At 72.4% G+C, this 18,667-nt stretch carries 21 protein-coding genes and 1 riboswitch; of the genes, 6 read left to right on the top strand and 15 right to left on the bottom strand.

The genetic code is table 11. From position 1 onward, the window contains the following. Positions 1 to 5 precede the first annotated feature (5 nt). Both paaB and paaA read right to left on the bottom strand, forming a co-directional pair. Positions 6 to 290, bottom strand: coding sequence for a 1,2-phenylacetyl-CoA epoxidase subunit PaaB (paaB, locus tag Aru02nite_RS32300; protein WP_203664023.1), 285 nt, complete (start codon positions 288 to 290; stop codon positions 6 to 8). Beyond that, positions 287 to 1,312 carry a 1,2-phenylacetyl-CoA epoxidase subunit PaaA gene (gene paaA, locus Aru02nite_RS32295; RefSeq protein ID WP_203664021.1) on the bottom strand — a complete coding sequence of 342 codons (1,026 nt, stop codon included), beginning with the start codon at positions 1,310 to 1,312 and terminating at the stop codon, positions 287 to 289. Before paaA ends, paaB begins: the two co-directional genes overlap by 4 nt. Positions 1,313 to 1,410: 98 nt before the next feature. On the opposite strand from paaA, the gene Aru02nite_RS32290 reads away from it, so the two are divergent. Then, positions 1,411 to 2,013 carry a hypothetical protein gene (locus tag Aru02nite_RS32290; protein ID WP_203664019.1) on the top strand — a complete coding sequence of 201 codons (603 nt, stop codon included), beginning with the start codon at positions 1,411 to 1,413 and terminating at the stop codon, positions 2,011 to 2,013. Between the two features lie 18 nt (positions 2,014 to 2,031). Here Aru02nite_RS32290 and Aru02nite_RS32285 read toward each other — a convergent pair whose 3' ends face one another. Further along, positions 2,032 to 2,874: a menaquinone biosynthetic enzyme MqnA/MqnD family protein gene (locus Aru02nite_RS32285; RefSeq protein ID WP_203664017.1), complete on the bottom strand. Its 843-nt coding sequence runs from the start codon at positions 2,872 to 2,874 to the stop codon at positions 2,032 to 2,034. 179 nt (positions 2,875 to 3,053) lie between these two features. Between Aru02nite_RS32285 and Aru02nite_RS32280 the strand changes: the two genes are divergently transcribed. Both Aru02nite_RS32280 and Aru02nite_RS32275 read left to right on the top strand, forming a co-directional pair. Further along, positions 3,054 to 3,794, top strand: a complete 741-nt coding sequence (locus Aru02nite_RS32280) for a D-Ala-D-Ala carboxypeptidase family metallohydrolase (protein ID WP_203664015.1) — start codon at positions 3,054 to 3,056, stop codon at positions 3,792 to 3,794. Between the two features lie 290 nt (positions 3,795 to 4,084). Then, the gene (locus Aru02nite_RS32275) at positions 4,085 to 6,151 is read left to right on the top strand and encodes a HelD family protein (protein WP_203664013.1); all 2,067 of its coding nucleotides are present in this window, start codon (positions 4,085 to 4,087) and stop codon (positions 6,149 to 6,151) included. Between the two features lie 48 nt (positions 6,152 to 6,199). Here the strand turns inward: Aru02nite_RS32275 and Aru02nite_RS32270 are convergent, their stop codons facing one another. Together Aru02nite_RS32270 and Aru02nite_RS32265 are read right to left on the bottom strand one after the other, a co-directional pair. Next, a complete protein-coding gene (locus Aru02nite_RS32270) occupies positions 6,200 to 7,399 on the bottom strand; it encodes an NAD(P)/FAD-dependent oxidoreductase (RefSeq protein ID WP_203664011.1) in 1,200 nt (399 codons plus the stop codon). A gap of 141 nt (positions 7,400 to 7,540) precedes the next feature. Beyond that, positions 7,541 to 7,930, bottom strand: coding sequence for a YciI family protein (locus Aru02nite_RS32265; RefSeq protein WP_203664010.1), 390 nt, complete (start codon positions 7,928 to 7,930; stop codon positions 7,541 to 7,543). Positions 7,931 to 8,108: 178 nt separating this feature from the next. On the opposite strand from Aru02nite_RS32265, the gene Aru02nite_RS32260 reads away from it, so the two are divergent. Then, positions 8,109 to 8,630, top strand: coding sequence for a mycothiol transferase (locus tag Aru02nite_RS32260; RefSeq protein WP_203664008.1), 522 nt, complete (start codon positions 8,109 to 8,111; stop codon positions 8,628 to 8,630). A gap of 93 nt (positions 8,631 to 8,723) precedes the next feature. Here Aru02nite_RS32260 and Aru02nite_RS32255 read toward each other — a convergent pair whose 3' ends face one another. The 4 genes from Aru02nite_RS32255 to Aru02nite_RS32240 all read right to left on the bottom strand — a co-directional run bounded on the left by Aru02nite_RS32255 (position 8,724) and on the right by Aru02nite_RS32240 (position 12,006). After that, positions 8,724 to 8,882 carry a hypothetical protein gene (locus Aru02nite_RS32255; RefSeq protein WP_203664007.1) on the bottom strand — a complete coding sequence of 53 codons (159 nt, stop codon included), beginning with the start codon at positions 8,880 to 8,882 and terminating at the stop codon, positions 8,724 to 8,726. A gap of 354 nt (positions 8,883 to 9,236) precedes the next feature. Then, positions 9,237 to 10,025, bottom strand: coding sequence for an ABC transporter ATP-binding protein (locus Aru02nite_RS32250; protein WP_203664006.1), 789 nt, complete (start codon positions 10,023 to 10,025; stop codon positions 9,237 to 9,239). Then, entirely contained in the window at positions 10,022 to 11,056 is a 1,035-nt protein-coding gene (locus Aru02nite_RS32245) for a FecCD family ABC transporter permease (protein WP_203664005.1), read from the bottom strand. The genes Aru02nite_RS32250 and Aru02nite_RS32245 overlap by 4 nt, the downstream gene beginning before the upstream one ends. Then, complete coding sequence (locus tag Aru02nite_RS32240) at positions 11,053 to 12,006, bottom strand: ABC transporter substrate-binding protein (RefSeq protein WP_203664004.1); 954 nt, start codon at positions 12,004 to 12,006, stop codon at positions 11,053 to 11,055. The genes Aru02nite_RS32245 and Aru02nite_RS32240 overlap by 4 nt, the downstream gene beginning before the upstream one ends. A 75-nt stretch (positions 12,007 to 12,081) precedes the next feature. Beyond that, positions 12,082 to 12,214, bottom strand: a riboswitch (cobalamin riboswitch). 138 nt (positions 12,215 to 12,352) lie between these two features. Here Aru02nite_RS32240 and Aru02nite_RS32235 point away from each other — a divergent pair. Continuing rightward, positions 12,353 to 14,194: a gamma-glutamyltransferase family protein gene (locus Aru02nite_RS32235; RefSeq protein WP_203664003.1), complete on the top strand. Its 1,842-nt coding sequence runs from the start codon at positions 12,353 to 12,355 to the stop codon at positions 14,192 to 14,194. Positions 14,195 to 14,388: 194 nt separating this feature from the next. On the opposite strand, the gene Aru02nite_RS32230 is transcribed toward Aru02nite_RS32235, so the two are convergent. From Aru02nite_RS32230 to Aru02nite_RS32220, 3 genes are all read right to left on the bottom strand, one after another. Continuing rightward, positions 14,389 to 14,613, bottom strand: coding sequence for a hypothetical protein (locus Aru02nite_RS32230; protein WP_203664002.1), 225 nt, complete (start codon positions 14,611 to 14,613; stop codon positions 14,389 to 14,391). Further along, entirely contained in the window at positions 14,604 to 14,798 is a 195-nt protein-coding gene (locus Aru02nite_RS32225; RefSeq protein ID WP_203664001.1) for a hypothetical protein, read from the bottom strand. Before Aru02nite_RS32225 ends, Aru02nite_RS32230 begins: the two co-directional genes overlap by 10 nt. Positions 14,799 to 15,007: 209 nt before the next feature. Further along, complete coding sequence (locus Aru02nite_RS32220) at positions 15,008 to 15,631, bottom strand: LysE family translocator (RefSeq protein WP_203663999.1); 624 nt, start codon at positions 15,629 to 15,631, stop codon at positions 15,008 to 15,010. Between the two features lie 112 nt (positions 15,632 to 15,743). On the opposite strand from Aru02nite_RS32220, the gene Aru02nite_RS32215 reads away from it, so the two are divergent. Beyond that, a complete protein-coding gene (locus tag Aru02nite_RS32215; protein ID WP_203663997.1) occupies positions 15,744 to 16,196 on the top strand; it encodes an Lrp/AsnC family transcriptional regulator in 453 nt (150 codons plus the stop codon). Positions 16,197 to 16,253: 57 nt separating this feature from the next. Here the strand turns inward: Aru02nite_RS32215 and Aru02nite_RS32210 are convergent, their stop codons facing one another. The 3 genes from Aru02nite_RS32210 to Aru02nite_RS32200 all read right to left on the bottom strand — a co-directional run. Continuing rightward, entirely contained in the window at positions 16,254 to 17,513 is a 1,260-nt protein-coding gene (locus Aru02nite_RS32210; protein ID WP_203663995.1) for a tyrosine-type recombinase/integrase, read from the bottom strand. A 12-nt stretch (positions 17,514 to 17,525) separates the two neighbouring features. Continuing rightward, positions 17,526 to 17,723: a helix-turn-helix domain-containing protein gene (locus tag Aru02nite_RS32205; RefSeq protein ID WP_239077081.1), complete on the bottom strand. Its 198-nt coding sequence runs from the start codon at positions 17,721 to 17,723 to the stop codon at positions 17,526 to 17,528. 19 nt (positions 17,724 to 17,742) lie between these two features. After that, positions 17,743 to 18,667 (bottom strand): replication initiator (locus Aru02nite_RS32200; protein ID WP_373325032.1); only part of this gene is annotated, 925 nt, incomplete at its 5' end.

Raw genomic sequence — 18,667 nt, 5'->3', positions numbered from 1 at the left:
TGCGCTCACAGGTGCTCGGCCCCCTCGGGTACCGGGTAGAACGTCGGATGCCGGTAGACCTTGTCGGCGGCCGGGTCGAAGAACGCGTCCTTCTCGTCCGGGCTGGACGCGGTGATCGCCGTGGCCGGCACCACCCAGATCGACACGCCTTCCTGCCGCCGCGTGTACAGGTCGCGCGCGTTGCGCAGCGCCATCTCGGCGTCCGGCGCGTGCAGGCTGCCGACGTGGCCGTGCGACAACCCGCGCCGCGGCCGGACGAACACCTCGTACAACGGCCAGTCCGCGCTCATGCCGGCACCGCCTCCCTCGCCCGCTTCGCCGCGTACGCCGCGGCCGACTCCCGTACCCACGCGCCGTCGTCGTACGCCCGGCGCCGGTGGTCGATGCGCTGCCGGTTGCACGGCCCGTTGCCGGCGATGACCTCGGCCAGTTCGGCGAAGTCCGGCGCGGTGTAGCGCCAGTGGCCGCTGCCGGCGTCGTACGCCAGGGCGTCGTCGGGGAGGGTCAGCCCGAGCACGCCGGCCTGCTGCACGGTCATGTCGACGAACTTCTGCCGCAGCTCGTCGTTGCTGAACCGCTTGATCTTCCAGGCCATCGAGCGCGCCGAGTGCGTGGACTCGGCGTCCGGCGGCCCGAACATCGCGAGGCTCGGGTACCACCAGCGGTCGACGGCGTCCTGCGCCATCGCGCGCTGCTCGTCGGTGCCGCGCGCCAGCGTGTACAGGATGTCGAAGCCCTGTCGCTGGTGGAACGACTCCTCCTTGCAGATCCGGATCATGGCCCGCGCGTACGGCCCGTAGGAGCAGCGGCAGAGCGGCACCTGGTTGACGATCGCGGCGCCGTCCACGAGCCAGCCGATCGCGCCGACGTCGGCCCACGTGACCGTCGGATAGTTGAAGATCGAGCTGTACTTCTGCCGCCCCGACAACAGCATCCGGTACAGCTCGTCCCGTTGCACGCCAAGGGTTTCGGCCGCCGCGTACAGGTAGAGGCCGTGGCCGGCCTCGTCCTGCACCTTGGCCAGCAGGATCGCCTTGCGCGCGAGCGACGGCGCCCGGGTCAGCCAGTTCCCCTCCGGCTGCATGCCGATGATCTCCGAGTGCGCGTGCTGGGCGATCTGCCGCACCAGCCCCTTCCGGTACGCCTCGGGCATCCAGTCGCGCGGCTCGATCTTCTGGTCCGCGGCGATCACGGCGGCGAAGTGCGCCTCCACGTCCGCCCCGTCGGCGCGCTCGCGGGCGGCGGCCGCGCGCAGCTCCTCCTCGGCCGCGGCGACCTCGCCGAGCAGCCCCTCGTTCCCCGGCACGTCCATGCGACCAGTGTTACAGCCTCCTGCACGCTCGGCAAGAACCTGTAACACCCGTCGGTACGGGCCGGCGCTTCCTGCCGGCTTGTGGTGAGGTAACGGGTATGGGTGACGAGGTACGAAGCTGGTGGCGACGGCCGGTGGCCTGGGTGGCGGCGGCCGTCGTGCTCGCCGCCGTCGCGGTACTCGTGGGCTGGCGGGTCGGCCACGGCAACAGCGGGCTCACCGCCCGCGGCGAGAAGAACCGGAAGGTCTTCACGTCGGCGGCACTGGCCGACTTCGCCAGGCCCTGGCTGAACGACCTCGACGCCTGCGGCAAGGTCGGCCGTACCGAGATCGAGGCGCGCGGCGCGGTGGAGGCGGTCACCTGCCACGGCCCCGTCGGCGCCGGTACGGGCACCGGCCCGGTCACCGTCACGTTCCGCCGGTACGACAGCGTCCTCGACCGGAACAAGGCGATCGACGTACCGAAGGTGACGATGTCCGCGCGGCCGGTCGACAACAGTACGATCGGCAACGGCGACACCATGATCGTGTGGGCAGTGCCGAACGATCCGGACGCGCACGCCGCCGACGTGTACCTGATCTACTGGGACGTTCCCGGCAAGCCGCTGAGCGCCGAACTGGACGCCATGCAGGGCCCGAAGACGCCGGCCCGCCGCCCCCTGGAGGCGTACTGGTGGGCGCACCAGCCCACGAGGTCCTGACAGAAAGGACTGTCGGCGTCAGGCGGCGAAGAAGACGGGGCCGTCGGCGGGCAGCGGCGGTACCTCGCCCAGCGCGGCGGCCCGGCGGGCGAACTCGCGCAGCCCGTCGACCTGGCGGTCGCCGAGCGAGAAGTCCAGCGCCCGGTAGTACTCGGCGAGCAGGTCGGTGTCGAACGGCTCCCAGCGCACCGCGGACGCGACCACGGCGGGCAGTTCGGCCCGCGCCAGCTCGGTCGACCGGACGAACGCCTCGTGCACGTCCTTCACCAGGCCGGGATGGGCCGCCGCGTACTCCCGGCGGGCGGCCCAGACGGCGAAGACCATCGGCAGCCCGGTCCACTCCCGCCACGCCGCGCCGAGGTCGGTGACGGTGACGCCGTCGTGGTCGCCCTCGGACATCGCCTTGAGCGCCACGTCCCCGATGACCACCGCGCCGTCCGCCTCACGCAGCATTCCGGGCAGGTCCGGCGCGGTCCGGAAGTACTCCGGGGTGTTGTCGTACCGGCCGGCGAGCAGGATGCGCGCGAGCAGCACCCCGGTACGGCTGGTGGAGCCGAGCGCGACCCGGGTCAGCTCGGCGAGCGGCCTGGTGTGCACCAGGTTGACGGACAGCACCGGGCCGTCGCTGCCGACCGCGATGTCCCGCAGCACCACCAGCTCGTCCGCGTGCCGCAGGTACTCGACGAGGCTGATCGGGCCGATGTCGAGGTCGCCGGCGACCAGCTTGTCGTTGAGCACGTCCGGCGGCGCCTTGGTGAGCTCGACGTCGGCCAGCGCGCCGGAACGCATCAGCCCCCAGTAGATCGGCAGGCAGTTCAGGAACTCGATGTGCCCCACCCGGGGGCGCCGCGGCGCGCTCACGGACTCGACAGTAACCGCGTGACCGCGCTCTCCCCGCGCAGGGTGGACCGGGCGTTTTCAGTAGGTTTCCTTCCCCCTGGCGTACTGCTACGAAATAAGTAACCATGTCTGGAACGACCTGCCCCGTCCGGTGCGTACGCGGGGCGGGGCCGGGATCCCCTCTCCCGAAGGAGTTCGACATGTCCCTGATCCGGATCAGCCGCAGACAGGTACTCCGGGGCGGCGTCGCGGTGGCGGCCGGTGTCGTCGCCGGTCCGCTGGTCGCCGGCGCCGTTGCCGGGGCGTACCCGTGGGGCGGCACGCTCCAGCAGGGCTCCACCGGCGCCGCCGTCAAGGAACTCCAGATCCGCGTCGCCGGCTGGGCCGCGAGCGGCGCGAGCCAGACGTACGTGGCGGTCGACGGCGACTTCGGCCCCGGTACCGCCGCCGCCGTCAAGCGCTTCCAGTCCGCGTACGGGCTGGCCGCGGACGGCGTCGCCGGCTCCGCCACGCAGGCCAAGCTGAACGCGCTGGAACAGTCCGACGGGTCGACCGTCCACTTCGACTGGTCCGAGTTCACCGACCGGATCAGCGGCACGTTCGACGGCGGGAAGGTCAGCGCCAGCACCGCCAGGGAGTACGCGCGCCGGCTCATGTACAAGCTGGAGGCGGTGCGGGTGAAGATCGGCAACGTGCCGATCACCGTCAACTCCGGCTTCCGCAGCATCCAGCACAACTCCGACGTCGGCGGCGCCAGCGACTCCATGCACCTGTACGGCACGGCCGCCGACCTCGCCGCCTCCGTCGGCAACCGGGTGCTGTACCAGAAGGCCGAGTCGTCCGGTTTCTCCGGCCTGGAGGCGTACACGGAGGACCACCAGCACGTGGACAGCCGCGCCGAACTGGGCCGCGCCTGGTGGTGGCAGTCCGGCACGATCTGACCCGTCCGGTACGCCGGGGCCCGCCGCGGCCCCGGCGTACCGCCAATCGGAGTGACGGTGCGGCGGGCGCGGGTTAGACTCGCGCACTGCGCGCGGTGGGCGCGCGACCCGTTGAACGGCACCGACCGCGTCGCGTACCTGGGCGACGCCCGCGCCGGCGGCATCCGCCGGATACGCCTCGGAGCGCCGGGCGGCGGAGGGACGGGCTCCTGCGTCACCCGGTGGAATCGCCGGGGCGCACGGGCCGGTTGCGACCTTCGCCAGGGACCATTCCGTTTCGAGGGCGTGGAATGACCCTGCACGCAGACGATCTCGACACCGAACTGGCGGCCGAGCGTACGCATCTCGACCGGTCCCGCGCGTCGCTGCGCCGGATGCGGGAGCGCGCCGAGGTGCTGTACCGGACCGGCGACACGATCAGCGGCGACCCGTTCGCGGCCGAGTCGCTGGGCGTGGCGCTGAGCCGGCGCATCGCCGAGCTGGCCGACGATCCGGACACGCCGCTGTTCTTCGGCCGGCTCGACCACTCCGACCGCACCGAACACGCCGACAACGCCGGTACCAGCTTCCACATCGGCCGGCGGCACGTCACCGACGAGACCGGCGAACCGCTGGTCATCGACTGGCGTGCCCCGGTCTCCCGGGCCTTCTACCAGGCCAGCGCCCGCGATCCACGGGGCGTCGCGCGCCGCCGCCGGTACGGGTTCGCGGCCGGTGAGCTGACCGGCTTCGAGGACGAGCACCTGACCGACGGCGAGGAGCTGGGCACCGCCAGCCGCATCCTGACCAGCGAGATCGAGCGCCCGCGCGTCGGCCCGATGCGCGACATCGTCGCCACGATCCAGCCCGAGCAGGACGACCTGGTCCGCGCCGACCTGTCCGAGTCGCTGTGCGTGCAGGGCGCGCCCGGCACCGGGAAGACCGCGGTCGGCCTGCACCGCGCCGCGTTCCTGCTCTACAACCACCGGGAGAAGCTGCGCCGCGCGGGCGTCCTCGTCGTCGGACCCAACACCGCCTTCCTCGGGTACATCGCGGCGGTGCTGCCCGCCCTCGGCGAGCTGGACGTGCACCAGCACACGGTGGACGGGCTGGTCGCGCACGTACCGGTGCGGGCGGTGGACACGGCGGTCGCGGCGCGGGTGAAGCACGACGCGCGGATGGCCGACGTACTGCACCGCGCGCTGTACGGGATGCTCGTGCGGCCCGAGGAGCCGGTCGTGGTGTCGGACGGTTCGGCGCGCTGGCGGCTGTCGGCGGAGGCGTTGCGCCGCATCATCGACGACGCGCGCCGCGAGGGCCTGCCGTACGCGACGGGTCGGGAACGGGTACGGGCGCGGGTGGCGAGCGGGCTGCGCCGGCAGGCCGAGGCGCGCGGCGAGTCGCCCGGCGAGGCGTGGCTGCGCAAGGTCGGGCGGTCCGCGCCGGTGCGCGAGTTCCTCGACACGTGCTGGCCGTCGGTGGACCCGGCGGCGCTGGTGGCGCGGCTGCTCGGCGACCGGGATCTGTTGTCCCGCGCGGCATCCGGCCTGCTGACCGAGGAGGAGCAGGACGCCATCGCCTGGCCGGCGCCGCTGCGTACGCTGCGGCTGGACAAGGCGCCGAAGGCCGCGAAGTTCACCGCCGCCGACGCCGTACTCGTGGACGAGGCCGCCGGTCTCGTCGAGCGGACCGCGAGCTACGGGCACGTCGTGGTGGACGAGGCGCAGGACCTGTCCGCGATGCAGTGCCGCGCGGTGGCACGCCGCAGCGAGCACGGATCCCTCACCGTACTCGGGGATCTGGCGCAGGGGACCACGCCGTGGGCCGCCGCGCGATGGGCGGATTCCCTTGCGTACCTGGGAAAGCCGGCGACCGAGGTGGTCGCGTTGACCACCGGGTTCCGGGTGCCGGGCGCGGTGCTGGACCTGGCGAACCGGCTCGTACCGGCGCTGGAGGTGGACGTACCGCCGGCCACGTCGCTGCGCGCCGACGGCACCCTCGCCGTACGGCCGAGCGCGGACGCGACCGCCGACCTGCCCGCCGCCGTACGGGAAGCGCTGGCCGAGGAGGGTTCGGTGGGCGTGATCGCGCCGGACGCCGCGGTCGCCGCGTGCGGTGCGGCGCTCGCCGCGGCCGGCATCGCGTACGCCGCGGTGGACGACCTGGATGCGGCCGAGCGGGTCACGGTGGTCCCGGCCACGATGGCCAAGGGCCTGGAGTACGACCATGTCGTGGTGCTGGAGCCGGCGGACATCGTCGCCGCCGAGCCGCGCGGGCTGCACCGGCTCTACGTGGTGCTCACCCGTGCGGTGTCCCGGCTCGTCGTCCTGCACTCGGCGCCGCTGCCGGCCCCGCTCACCGAGCCCGCCGCGGTCTGACCGGCCACGCCCCGGCGGGTGCAGCCACCCGCCGGGGTACGCGCGGGCTCAGCGTGCCGTGGCGCGGGCGGCGCGCAGGGTGGCCAGCGTGGTGTCGCTCGTCGGTACGTCGGCCCGCGGGTAGAGCGAGCGGGCGGAGACGCGGGGTCCGCGGCGGGCGGCCCACGACGCGGCCCGGCACACGTACTCCTTGAAGCGCGCGGCGGAGCGGCCGGTGAGCAGTACCCGGGCCGGCGAGTCGTCGGAGTGCAGCAGTTCGATCAGCCCGTCGCGCCGGCCGAGGCTCACGCACAGATCCATGAACCGGTACTGGTAGGTCCGCGCCGCGCGGCCGGACACGGTGCGCGCCAACGATTCCGCCACGTGCAGGCCCATCGGGAGTCCGGCCTGGCAGGACATCCGCGGCGTACCCCAGGGCATCCGGACGGCGGCGCCGTCGCCCGCCGCGTACACCTCGGGGTGGGTGGTGGAACGCAGCGTCTCGTCGACGAGGACCCGCCCGCCGTCGTCGACGGCGAGACCCGCGGCGGCCGCGATCGGTGACGCCGCAAAGGATCCGCACCAGACGGTCGCGTCCGACGGCAGCGTCGTACCGTCCGCGAGTTCCACTGTGGACGGTGTGACCTCGGCGACCGTCGCGCCCTCCAGGACGCGGACACCGAGCCGGCCCAGCACCGTACGCACGTGCGCGCGGCCGCGGTCGGTGAGTACCGGGCCGAGGGTGCCGCGGGTCGCGAGCGTCACGTCGACCCCCGGGTACGACTCGGCGATCTCGCTGGCGGCCTCGATGCCGGTGAGCCCGCCGCCGCACACCACCACGGTCCGCGCGGTCCGCAGCGCCTCGGCCAGCCCGCGCGCGCCACGCCCGCCGATCCCCGGCCCGTCCAGCGTGTACGCGTGCCCGGCGACGCCCGGCACGTGGTCCACCCGGGTACGGCTGCCCAGCGCGTACACCAGGTCGTCGTAGCCGATCCGGTCACCGCCGGCGAGTACGACCTCACCGCGGGGCAGGTCGAGCGACTCGACCCGGCCGGTACGGGCGCGGATCCCGGTGCCGGCGAGGATCCGGCCCAGCGGCCGCTCGGCGGTGCCGCTGCCGGCCGCCAGCTCGTGCAGCCTGACCCGTTCCACGAAGTGCGGGTTCGCGTCGACCAGCTGGACCTCGACGTCCCTGGTCCGGCGGGCGATCCCGGTCGCCGCCGCCAACCCCGCGTACCCCGCTCCCAGTACCACCGTGCGCCGTGTCATCGTGTCCGCCTCTCGTCGTGTCGTCGCGGGATGGACGAGACGGCGGGCGGAAACGTGACCGCTGGATCTCCGGTCGAGCGCCGGGCAGCGCGGCGAGCAGGTGCGGGTACCTCCCGCCGCCGCACGCCCCGGCCATCGCGCTCAGTCCTCCGGGCCGCCGGCCATCACCGGCCGCAGCTCGACGGTCTCGCCGGGACCGGAGAACAGCGCGGCGATCTGCTCGGCGCGTTCCTGCGTCTCCACGTCGATCAGGAAGAACCCGGCGAAATGCTCCTTGCTCTCCGCGTACGGCCCGTCCGTGACGATCCGGTCGCCCTCCTTCCAGCGGAACAGCCGGGCGGTCGTCGGCGCGCCGAGCGCCTCGGCGTGCACCAGCTCGCCGCGCTCGATCACCTCGGCGAACCCGTCCTCGAAGTCCTTGTTCAGCCGCGCGCGCTGGTCCTCCGGCAGCGCCTGGTGCTCGGGCAGGTACTCCGCCGTGGGGTGGCCCCACGGTTGCGGGTTCGAGTGGATCAAAATGAGGTACTTCATGACTGCTCCTCGACGCCGTCGGGTCTGGTGGGAGGCTCGCCTCCATCATCACGTCGGAGCCGGCCGCCGGGTTCTCGACATCACCCGTCCGCATCCTGGCCGATCGCGAACGCGGGCTGGCCCGGAAACCTCTCGAACGGTGGTGTCGAAGCGGCTGCCCCCGCTCCGACGTACGGGCATGACACAGCAGCGACGCGAGCCCGACCCGGTCACCACCGAACTCCTCGACTGGATCACGAACTCCACCGAACGCATCTGCCGCTCCGCCGACGGGCTGACCGAGGCCCAGGTACGTACCCCGGCGGCGCCGTCCGGCTGGACGATCGCCGGGCTGGTCGGGCACGTACGCGACTCGACCTGGTTCTGGCTGCACCACGTGATTGCCGGTAACCCGATGGAGTTCCGCGGGGACGACGAGTGGGACAACGATCCGGACCTGTCGTTCCCGGAACTCCTGGCCCGGTTGCGCGACGACACCGCCCGCGGGTGCGCCGCGGTCGCCCGGATCGCCAGTGGCGACGCGCCGGGCTGGTGGCCGGAGGGTGCCTGGGGCGGTTACCGGCAGGACACCGTACGCGGGGTGCTCGTGCACCTGCTCAACGACAACGCCGCCCACACCGGGCACCTCGACCTGGCCCGCGAGGCCATCGACGGCGGTGTCTGGGACTACGCCGTCAACGGCGTCCGTCGCCCGGCCTGACCGGCAGGGCCGCCGTCAATCCGCCAGCCGGACCGGGGACCGCAGAAGGTCCCGCGGGGCGGAGCGACGTTCAGAAGCGTTGGGCCGCAACGGCTAGCGCCAGATGTACCCGCCGGCGGAGAACTCCAGCGCGCGGCGCGACTCGTACGGCGTGGGCGAGGAGGGGGTGGCGCCGCCGCGGGACCGCGGGACCGCGGGCGCCATCCGGATGCTGCGGTGGCTGGATGCGGTCTTCGTCTGCTTGGCGGTCATCGTGCACCTCGCTCATCGGTCATCCGCTGTGCCCCCATCGTCGTGCGGCGGCGCGTACGGCGAATCCACGTTTCGTGCCAGCGCCCGGTTTCGCGGGACCACCGTGACCCGGGGCACGTACCGGCGCGCTTCCCAGCCTCAGCCTCGGTGCCCCACCCCCGGTACGGCACGGAAATGCCTTACCGGGCAACCGAAACCCGACCGAACCCACGATGCGGGCGCCCCGGCCGAAGCCCGGATTCCCGACAGTACAAGGGAAACCACGATGCCCGGTACGACCCGGAGAAGGCGCCCGGAACCGGATGCCCGACCGGGCAACGGAAACCCGCTCGGTGGGCGTGCACCCACGGTGCGTCAGCGGCGGCGTACCGGGACGACGAGGGGGCCGCGCTCGCCGGGGACCACGCGGACCCGCGCGCGGTAGTGGTGCGCGAGCAGCTCCTCGGTCAGCACCTCGTCCGGCGTACCGGTGGCGACCACACTGCCGGCGGCCAGCAACAGGATCCGGTCCGCGTACTCGCCGGCCACGGACAGCTCGTGCATCGTCGCGAGCACCGTCAACGGCGCGTGCTCGGCCGTACGCAGCTCGTCCACGAGTTCGAGGACGTCCTGCTGGTGGCCGATGTCCAGGGCGCTCGTCGGCTCGTCGAGCAGCAGCAGCCGGGCACCCTGCGCGAGCGCCCGCGCCAGGTACACGCGCTGGCGTTCACCGCCGGACAGCGTGTCGAGCGTACGGTCGGCGAAGCCGGTCAGGTCGAGGCGATCGAGTACGGCGTGGGCCGCGGCGAGATCGGCGGCACCCTCCACCGCCAGCGGCGCGATGTACGGCGTGCGCCCCAGCAGCGTGTAGTCCAGCACCGACATTCCCGGTGGTACGACGGGGTTCTGCGGCACGAGGGCGATCAGCCGGGCGCGCTGCCGCCGGTGCAGCCGGTCGACCTGCTCCCCCGCCACCGTCACCGTGCCCTCGTGCGGCACCAGCCCGGCGAGCGCCCGCAACAGCGTCGACTTGCCCGCACCGTTCGGCCCGATGACCGTCAACCACCCGCCCTCCGGTACGTCGAGGTCGACGTCGCCGAGCAGCCGCGCGGCACCCACCCGTACGCCGATGCCGCGGGCGGCGACGAGGCTCGGCCCGGTCACGGTGCGGCCCGCCGGCCCGACCGGAGTACGAGCAGGAAGAACGGTGCGCCGAAGAACGCGGTGACCACGCCGATCGGGATCTCCGCCGGCGACATCACGGTCCGCGCCAGCAGGTCCGCCAGCGCCAGGAACGCCCCGCCGAACAGCAACGACAGCGGCAGGATCACCCGGTAGCTCGGCCCGGCGAGCAACCGTACGGCGTGCGGCACGATGATCCCCACGAAGCCGATCAGGCCGCTCACCGCGACCGCCGCGGCGGCGCCGAGCGCGGCCGCGACCACGAGTACCAGGCGGACCCGGCGCGGGTGCAGGCCGAGGCTCGCCGCCTCCTCGTCGCCGACGCTCAGCACGTCCAGCGCGCGGCGCTGCGACAGCACGACCGCGGACGCGACCACCGCGTACGGCAGGAGGATCAGGACCTCGTGCCAGCCGGAGGTGGTGAGCCGGCCGAGGATCCAGGAGTAGACCTCCTGGATCTCCTCGGTGTGCTGCTGCAACAGGAACGTCTGCACCGCCGTGCAGAACGCGGCGACGGCGACACCGGCCAGCAGCAGCGTCGCCGTGGTGCGTTCCCGCGCCCCCGCCATGCCCAGCAGGTACGTGACCGCGACGGCGGCGAGCGCGCCGGTGAACGCCGCCAGCGGGACGAGTACCGGGGAGGACAGGGCGGTCCGCGGGCCGAAGATGATCACGCTGGTGGCGCCGAGCCCCGCGCCCGCCGCCACCCCCAGCATGTACGGATCGGCCAGCCGGTTGCGGAACACGCCCTGGTACGCGCCGCCGGCGAGCGACAGCATCGACCCCACCAGGAGCCCGAGTACGACCCGGGGCAGCCGGAGCTGGACGAGGATCGCGTCGTCCCGCGGCGGCAGCGCCGTCGGCACGCGCAGCCCCGGTACGTGGTGCAGCAGGTCCGTCACCACGTCGAGCGGTGGCAGCGACACCGGGCCGAACGCGAGGCCGGCGACCAGGGCCACCAGTACCGCGAGCAGGCCGGTGAGCACCCACCGGGGCCGCAGCCGACTCGTCACGTCGCGGGGACCGCCTTGACCGCGTTCGCCGCGGCCTGTACGAGCGACACCACGCGCGGCCCCCAGCGGGACGCGACGTCGTCGTTCAGCGGGTACACGTGCTTGTCCTTGATGGCGCCGAGGGTCGACCAGCCGGGACGCTTGGCGAGGCTCGCCGCGTTCGCCGCGCAGCACTTCGTGTCGGCCAGGAACACCAGGTCCGGGTCCGACTTCAGCAGGTACTCCTTCGACAGCTGCGGGTATCCGGTGCCGCCCTTGTCCGCCTTGTCGGCGACGTTCGTCAGCCCGAGCGGCGCGAACAGCGCACCCACGAACGTCTTCGACGTGGCGGTGTGCAGCTCAGGGTCCAGCTCGTAGTAGTACGAGAGCTTGCGCCTGGGCAGGCCCTTCTCGGCCTTCGCGATGCCGGTCTTCATGCCGGACACGGTCTTCGTGGCGCCGTCGGCGTGTCCGGTCAGCGCGCCCAGATCGGTGATCTCGCGGTAGCTGTCGTCCAGCGTGGTCGCCGCGTTCGCCACGTACACCGGGATCTTGAGCTTCTTCAGGCCCGCGACCACGTTGTTCGTGTCGTACGACAGGACGACCAGGTCGGGGTCGTAGCCGGCGATCGCCTCGACGTTCGGCTTGAACCCGGACAGCTTGGTACGCGGCGCGTCGGCCGGGTAGTTGGACTGGTCGTCGACGGCCTTCACCTGGTCACCGGCGCCGATCGCGTACAGCATCTCGGTGGTGGTGGGGGACAGCGAGACGATCGTCTTCGGGCGCGCGTCGACGGTGGTCGACCCCGCCGTCACCGGGTACTTCCCGCCCGCCGTCGGCGTCGCCGACGCGCCGGACCTCCCGCCGGACGAGCCGCATCCGGCGAGCGCGACCGCCGCCGCGGCCAGTACGGCGAGGGCCGGCGCGACGCGTCTGCGCCGTACGCCGGGGCGGGCTGGATCGTGGGTCATGTGTCCTCCTGTCGGTCGGGAACGGCTTGACGCCGACAGGGGATCTGTCCGCGGGCGCCCGTTCCTCGCAAGCGCGGTGTCGCGATCCCTGCCGCAGGCGACCTGGCTCGCCCGAACGGATCGGGCATCACAGTTGCGGGACAGCGCCGGGTTCGCACCGGCTTCGCTGCGGCATGGTCGTCGATGACCGTAACGCATCCACCCGGGTACCGTGCGGTGGCGGCGTACCCGCGGTGGCGCCCTTCACGGGCCGGCCGGACGACGGCGTGCGCCGCGCGATGTCCGGCGCCGCCACCGACCGCGACACCGGCCGCCGTCGGCCGCGCCGACCGAGAGGAGCCGCCACATGTCCACCACCCGGCCCGAACTGACCGGCGACCACGGCATGGTGGCCAGTACGCACTGGCTCGCGTCCGCGGCGGGCATGAGCGTCCTGGAGCGCGGCGGCAACGCGTTCGACGCCGCGGTCACCGCCGGATTCGTCCTCCAGGTCGCCGAACCACACCTGAACGGCCCCGGCGGCGAGGTGCCCGCGCTGGTGTGGAGCGAGTCCGACCAGCGGGTGTCCACGGTGTGCGGGCAGGGCGTGACGCCCGCCGCGGCGACGGTCGACGCGTACCGGGAACTCGGACTGGACCTGGTGCCCGGCACCGGGCTGCTCGCCGCCACCGTACCGGGGGCGTTCGGCGGGTGGCTGCTGATGCTCGACCGCTGGGGCACCTGGCGGCTGCGCGACGTCCTCGCCCCCGCCCTCGCGTACGCCGAGCGCGGGGTGCCGGTGCTGGACCAGATCCACACCGCGATCGGCACCGTGGCCGACATGTTCCGCGCCGACTGGCCCACCTCGGCCGCCACCTGGCTGCCCCGCGACGCGGTACCGGCGGCCGGTGCGCGGCTGACGAACCCGGCGCTGGCCGCGACGTACCGGCGGGTGGTGGCGGAGGCGGAGGCGCACGGGCCGGACCGGTCGGCGGAGATCGAGGCCGCCCGCCGCGCCTGGTACGAGGGGTTCGTGGCGGAGCGGATCGCGGAGTTCTGCGCGGGACGCGGCTGGCGCGACACGTCCGGGCGGGAGCATGGCGGCCTGCTGTCCGGCGACGACCTGGCGTCCTGGCGGGCCACCGTCGAGGAGCCCGCGACGTACGACTACCACGGGGTCACGGTGTGCAAGACCGGGCCGTGGGGCCAGGGTCCGGCGTTCCTGCAACAGCTCGCGCTGCTGAAGGGGTACGACCTGGCCGCCGCGTCGCCGGCCGAGTTCGTACACACGGTGACGGAGGCGGCGAAGCTGGCGTTCGCCGACCGCGAGGCGTGGTACGGCGACCCGCGGTACGCCGACGTGCCGCTGGCGACGCTGCTGTCCGACGCGTACAACGACCGGCGGCGGGCGCTGATCGGCGCGGAGGCCAGCCTGGAGCTGCGCCCCGGCGACCCCGACGGCCGCACTCCGGTGCTGCCGCACCCGCCGGGCCCGGTACCGGTGGATCCGCGCAGTGGCGTCCTCTCCGGCGTCGGCGAGCCGACCGTGTCCGTCCACGATGGACACGAGCGGACCGGTACGGACGGCCGGGTCCGGGGCGACACCTGCCATCTCGACGTCGTCGACCGGTGGGGCAACATGGTGTCCGCGACGCCGAGCGGCGGCTGGCTCCAGTCCTCGCCGACCATCCCCGACCTCGGCTTCTGCCTCGGCACCCGGGCGCAGATGTGCTGGCTGCGCGACGGCCCGCCCGCCTCGCTGCGCCCCGGCGCCCGACCGCGCACCACCCTCTCCCCCTCGTACGCGCTGCGCGAAGGTCGGCCCTGGCTCGCGTTCGGTACACCGGGCGGGGACCAGCAGGACCAGTGGTCGGTCACGTTCCTGCTGTCCGTACTGCACCGCGGGCTCGGCCTCCAGGAGGCGATCGACGCGCCGATGTTCCACTCGCTGCACGTGCCGAGTTCGTTCTGGCCACGGGGATCCCGCCCCGGCGTACTGCTCGTCGAGGACCGTACCGACGCCGCGGTCGTCGCCGACCTGCGCCGGCGCGGCCACCTCGTCGAACCGCAGGACGGCTGGTCGCTCGGGCGGCTGTCGGCGGTCGCCCGCGACCCCGGCTGGCGCCCCGCACCGGCCGCCCCGGGTACCGGGTTCCTGCGCGCCGCGGCCAACCCGCGCGGCGCCCAGGGGTACGCGGTGGGCCGCTGACCGCCGCGGCTGCGCGAGGCGTTTCCGTTGGTACGAAAGGGTTCTCGGGCGTGTCTTCGGTGGAGCGAGCCGGAGCCCGTTCGTTGCCTCACAAGGCGGAGGTACGAGTGCACACCGGTGGCGTACGCGCCCGTGCCGACAACGCGGCGCGGCGGCGAACGGCACAGCCGGCCGGCAACCCGCGCAGACACGCCCTAGCTCCGGTCGACGACCAGCGCGGCGATCGGGACGAAGTGGCTGCCGAGCCGCTGTCGGCCGTCCGGCAGGATCAGGTACCCGTCGAGGTGGCACCAACCGGGCACCGCACCGACCGGCGGCCGTACGCCCAGCACCCGGAACCAGGTCGGGCTGGGAGCCAGCCAGCGCGGCATGAGCACCAGGTCGCCCACGACCGGTCGTACGCCGGAGATCAGAGCCACGCCGCACCACGCACGCCGAGGTCCACGCCGCGCCACCGTGGCGGCACCGGCGGCACCACCACTCTCGCCTCCTGCACCATCTCGCACGGCCACTCCTCCCGTTCGACGCAACACACGAGCCGCTCGTACGGAGCACCCATCGCGTGGTGCGTACGCAACACCTTCAGTGCCTCTGCCCGTTCCATCGCGCTACCTCCCACATCCACCCTTGCGACGGACTCGGGCGCGCGTCATGACACGAGTACGGCCACAATTCGCAACTTTCGTTTCGCCATCCGTGATCAACAACCGGACGAACGACGTACGCGGACCGGGAACGGGCCGGCTCGGCACCGGCGAGACGTGTGGCGGCGGCGACCGGCCCGGCAGCGGCGAGACGTGTGGCGGCGGCGGCTCAGCGCAGGGCGGCGAGGCGTTCGGCGAGCAGCAGGGCGCCGATCACGACCATCGCGGCGCCGGAGATCCGGGTGACGACCCGGGCCGCGGCCGGGCGGGCGCGCAGGATGGTGCGGGCGAGGACACCGACACACACGTACACCACGCCGCAGGTCGCCATGTGCACCAGCCCGAGCGCGCCGATCTGCACCGCCGGCGGCCACCCACCCGTACGGTCCACGAACTGCGGCAGCAGCGCCAGGAACAGCAGCAACGCCTTGGGGTTGAGCCCGCTCACGCCGGCGCCCCGCACCACCTGCCGGCGCCACGCCGCCGGCGCCGCACCCGCAAGCTCGGGCGTACCGCCGGGTCGGGCCAGGGTGTGCACCCCCAACCCCACCAGGTAGACGGCGCCCAGCACGGTCAGCACCGTCAACACCACGGGAGTACGGGCCAGCACGGCCGCCACGCCGACCGCGACGACCGCCGTCAGCCCCACGTACCCGAGGAGCAGGCCGCCGACCGCGGGCAGCACCGACCGGTCCCGCAACCCCGCCGTCATCGCGTACGCCCAGTCGGCGCCGGGCACCAGGACGAGCAGGACGGACACCGCCCAGAAGGCGGTCAGGGAACTGGCGGTCATCGGGCGTCCTCGGGGTGTGCGGAGCGGGTCCGCCGGAAGATTAGTGCCGCCCGGCCCGGAGGTGTTTCCAAGTATTGGCAGGTCAGCGCCCGTGTGAGGGAGGATCTTCGACATGGACGAGGTGGACCGGAAGATCCTTGCCGAGCTGCAGACCGACGGCCGGCTGACCGTCACCGAACTCGCCGCCCGGGTGCGGCTCAGCCTCTCCCCCTGTCACCGCCGCCTCCGCGAACTCGAACGGTCCGGCGCGATCAGCGGCTACCGCGCCGTCCTGAACGCCGACGTCCTCGGCCTCACGTTCGAGGCGCTGGTGTTCGTCACGATGCGGCAGGAGGACCGCGACACGGTCGCCGCGTTCGAGCACACCCTCACCGACATCCCCCAGGTACTCCAGGCCCAGCGGCTGTTCGGCGACCCCGACTACCTGCTGCGCGTGGTCGCCGCCGACCTGCCCGCCTTCCAGCGCCTGTACGACGAGCGCCTCGCCACCCTGCCCGGCGTCCAGCGCCTCAGCTCCACGCTGGTGATGAAGCACGTGGTCCACGACCGCCCGCTCCCGGTCTGACCGCGCTACTTGTACCCAAAGTATTGGAAACTAGGCTTTGACCTCGGCAAACACCACTTACGCCGCCCGTGGGGCCGTCTCTGGGCCGTCTCCCGCCGCTTGGCCGAACAGCCTCTCGATGGCGCGGCGGGTGCGGTCCTCGCTCGCCGGCATGAGGTGGGTGTAGGTCCGCAGCGTGAAGCCGGGGTCGTGGTGCCCCAGGTACGCCGACAGCGCCTTGATGTTCTCGCCCGCGTCCAGCAGCGCTGAGGCGTAGAAGTGCCGCAGGGCGTGCATCCCGTTCTCCCGCCGCCGCTCGACGCCTGCCGCCTTCAGCGCCGGATGCCAGACGACATCGTTGAACATCTCCCGCCTGTGCGCAGTCCGCCGGCGGGTCGTGAAGATCAGCCTTTCCGTCCGCGTCTCCTCGCTCGTCGGGCTCTCCCACGGCAAGGTGACCTCGACTGGGGCGTACCTGTCCGTCTTCACGTACTCGTCCAGCTCATTACCGATCGTTGCCGAAAGCGGTACCCGCCGCTCCCGGTCGTTCTTCGGGAGACCGAATACCCGCTTGCTGCGAACCAACTTGACCTGCCGCCGGACGTACAGCCAGCCGCCATCAACGTCGATGTCGTCGACCGCCAGGCCGAAGATCTCACCCTGTCGCAGCCCACAGCCCGCGCCGATGTCGACCATGAGTCTGTACCGCTCATCGAGAGCCGACCGCACTGCCCGGACGCGGGAGAACTCCCAAGGCACGATCTGCTTTGCCTGCGGGCGAGGCGTCTTGACGGACTTCGCCAGGCACGGGTTCGTCGGAATGCGGCCGTCGTCCACCGCAGCACCGAGGATCTGTTTCAGGCTCGCGAAGTTCAGCCCATGGGTTGACTCCGCGAGCCCGTTCGATCCGTCGTAGCTCCACTCACGAACGACACCAGGCGAGATCGACTTGAGCATCCGGTGACCGAAGTACGGATACAAGTGCTTCCGTACGCGGCTCTCAGCTTGCTGCCGCGTCGACTCATCAGCGACGTAGGTCCGTAGGAACGACTCGGCATACTCGCGGAACGTGATCCGGCCGGCATCAGGGTCGACGTAGTTGCCCCGCATCTTGTTCGACTCGACCTCGACCAGGAAGCTCTCAGCCGCACGCTTCTTCCCGTCGGGGAACGACCGACTCTTCTCGTTGCCGAACGGATCGATGTACCGGACCCGGTACCGGTCGCCGGTCTTGTGGCGTGAGGTTGGTTCGAGGATCCGCTTTCCTTTGGCGTCCAGGACGAGGCGTCCGTTCGCGTCCCTCTTGGGCTTGAACCAGCGGTCTTCGATGTGCGCCATGCCCTGCCTCCCCTATGCCGCGTCGCCGGTGTTGAGCCAGGCGCGAACGGCGTCCGGGTCGTACCGGAGGTGCTTGCCGCAGCGTCGCGCCGGCGGGCCGGTGCGCTTCTTCCGCCACGTCCGCAGCGTCTCGACCGGCACCTGTAGGTAGTCGGCCACATCGTGGATCGACCAGGCCCGTTCGATCCGGACGATGTCTTGCGTGGTCACGCGATCCTCCCTGGATCCCTTACGCCGCATGGGTTTTCGTTGCCGAAACCTGTTGGAGCCGCTGTATCGCCGCGTCCCGTTGCGCTTGCCACTGTTGTCGTTCGGCGATCTTGCGCAGGAAGTGCACGTGTGGCGGTGGTACGTCGGGGTCGTCGCGGGACGCCAGCTCGTATTCGTACCGATCGGCCCCGTCCGCCTGGCCCTCGTTGGCGGTGACCGCCTGGCCGTCGTTGCCGCTTGCCGAAAGCGCGAGCAACGCCCGTACCCACGCCTTCCGATCGGTCCGGTGGTCGGCCAGGGTCTTGTTCGACCACTGCCGAGAGACCAGCACCCGTCGGCCGGTGAAGCCGAGGGTGCGCCGCTGGTGCACTTTCCCCTTGCACCGACCGGCCCGCAGGGTTGCCTTGGCGCTCTTGGGCTGCACGCCGTAGAGCAGCCAGTTCGCGCACGTGGGCGAGCAGGGCAGGATTTGCAGCTCGGTGGCGAGCCTGGCCATGTGGTCTTCCTGCGCCCGGGAGCCGGGCGTCACGGCGTCGGTGATGTCTTTGGCGATGTACTTGGTGATGTAGCGGACCGTCTTCTCCGCATCCTTCGACCCGCCGCGTACACCCTTCACGTCGACGGTGCCGAGCCGCGCGACGTGGGCCGGTTCGGCGTCCTCGTCGTCCTCGATCGCATCCAGCGCCTCATCCCAGGTCGGCAGCGCCGCACCCGTGTCGGGGTCGCGGTAGGTCAGCGCGTCCGGATCCCAGGTCGGGACCTCGCCGTCCGGGTCGTAGACGAGCCGGTCGTGGGCCGGCCACCACACCTGGTGGTACGTGGCCGCCGCAACCTGCTTCACGAGCTTGCGCGGAAGCGCACCACGAACGGCGAAGTGGCCGTGCGGGGTAAGGCGTTTCTGCATCTCGACCGACCCGGCGTACTGGACCTTCCAGCCGACCGCC

The organism is Actinocatenispora rupis (genome assembly GCF_016861975.1).
Taxonomy (GTDB): domain Bacteria; phylum Actinomycetota; class Actinomycetes; order Mycobacteriales; family Micromonosporaceae; genus Actinocatenispora; species Actinocatenispora rupis.
Note: the sequence above shows the minus strand (reverse complement) of the source record. Positions and strands in the feature narration are given on the sequence as shown.

What these genes read in the sequence shown, in the direction of transcription:
- Aru02nite_RS32265 (WP_203664010.1), bottom strand. Translation starts at nt 7,930, where the DNA reads ATGAAGTACCTCATTTTGATCCACTCGAACCCGCAACCGTGGGGCCAC.
- Aru02nite_RS32240 (WP_203664004.1), bottom strand. Translation starts at nt 12,006, where the DNA reads ATGACCCACGATCCAGCCCGCCCCGGCGTACGGCGCAGACGCGTCGCG.
- Aru02nite_RS32210 (WP_203663995.1), bottom strand. Translation starts at nt 17,513, where the DNA reads ATGGCGCACATCGAAGACCGCTGGTTCAAGCCCAAGAGGGACGCGAAC.
- Aru02nite_RS32220 (WP_203663999.1), bottom strand. Translation starts at nt 15,631, where the DNA reads ATGACCGCCAGTTCCCTGACCGCCTTCTGGGCGGTGTCCGTCCTGCTC.
- paaA (WP_203664021.1), bottom strand. Translation starts at nt 1,312, where the DNA reads ATGGACGTGCCGGGGAACGAGGGGCTGCTCGGCGAGGTCGCCGCGGCC.
- paaB (WP_203664023.1), bottom strand. Translation starts at nt 290, where the DNA reads ATGAGCGCGGACTGGCCGTTGTACGAGGTGTTCGTCCGGCCGCGGCGC.
- Aru02nite_RS32215 (WP_203663997.1), top strand. Translation starts at nt 15,744, where the DNA reads ATGGACGAGGTGGACCGGAAGATCCTTGCCGAGCTGCAGACCGACGGC.
- Aru02nite_RS32260 (WP_203664008.1), top strand. Translation starts at nt 8,109, where the DNA reads ATGACACAGCAGCGACGCGAGCCCGACCCGGTCACCACCGAACTCCTC.
- Aru02nite_RS32270 (WP_203664011.1), bottom strand. Translation starts at nt 7,399, where the DNA reads ATGACACGGCGCACGGTGGTACTGGGAGCGGGGTACGCGGGGTTGGCG.
- Aru02nite_RS32225 (WP_203664001.1), bottom strand. Translation starts at nt 14,798, where the DNA reads ATGGAACGGGCAGAGGCACTGAAGGTGTTGCGTACGCACCACGCGATG.
- Aru02nite_RS32290 (WP_203664019.1), top strand. Translation starts at nt 1,411, where the DNA reads ATGGGTGACGAGGTACGAAGCTGGTGGCGACGGCCGGTGGCCTGGGTG.
- Aru02nite_RS32280 (WP_203664015.1), top strand. Translation starts at nt 3,054, where the DNA reads ATGTCCCTGATCCGGATCAGCCGCAGACAGGTACTCCGGGGCGGCGTC.
- Aru02nite_RS32235 (WP_203664003.1), top strand. Translation starts at nt 12,353, where the DNA reads ATGTCCACCACCCGGCCCGAACTGACCGGCGACCACGGCATGGTGGCC.
- Aru02nite_RS32275 (WP_203664013.1), top strand. Translation starts at nt 4,085, where the DNA reads ATGACCCTGCACGCAGACGATCTCGACACCGAACTGGCGGCCGAGCGT.
- Aru02nite_RS32255 (WP_203664007.1), bottom strand. Translation starts at nt 8,882, where the DNA reads ATGACCGCCAAGCAGACGAAGACCGCATCCAGCCACCGCAGCATCCGG.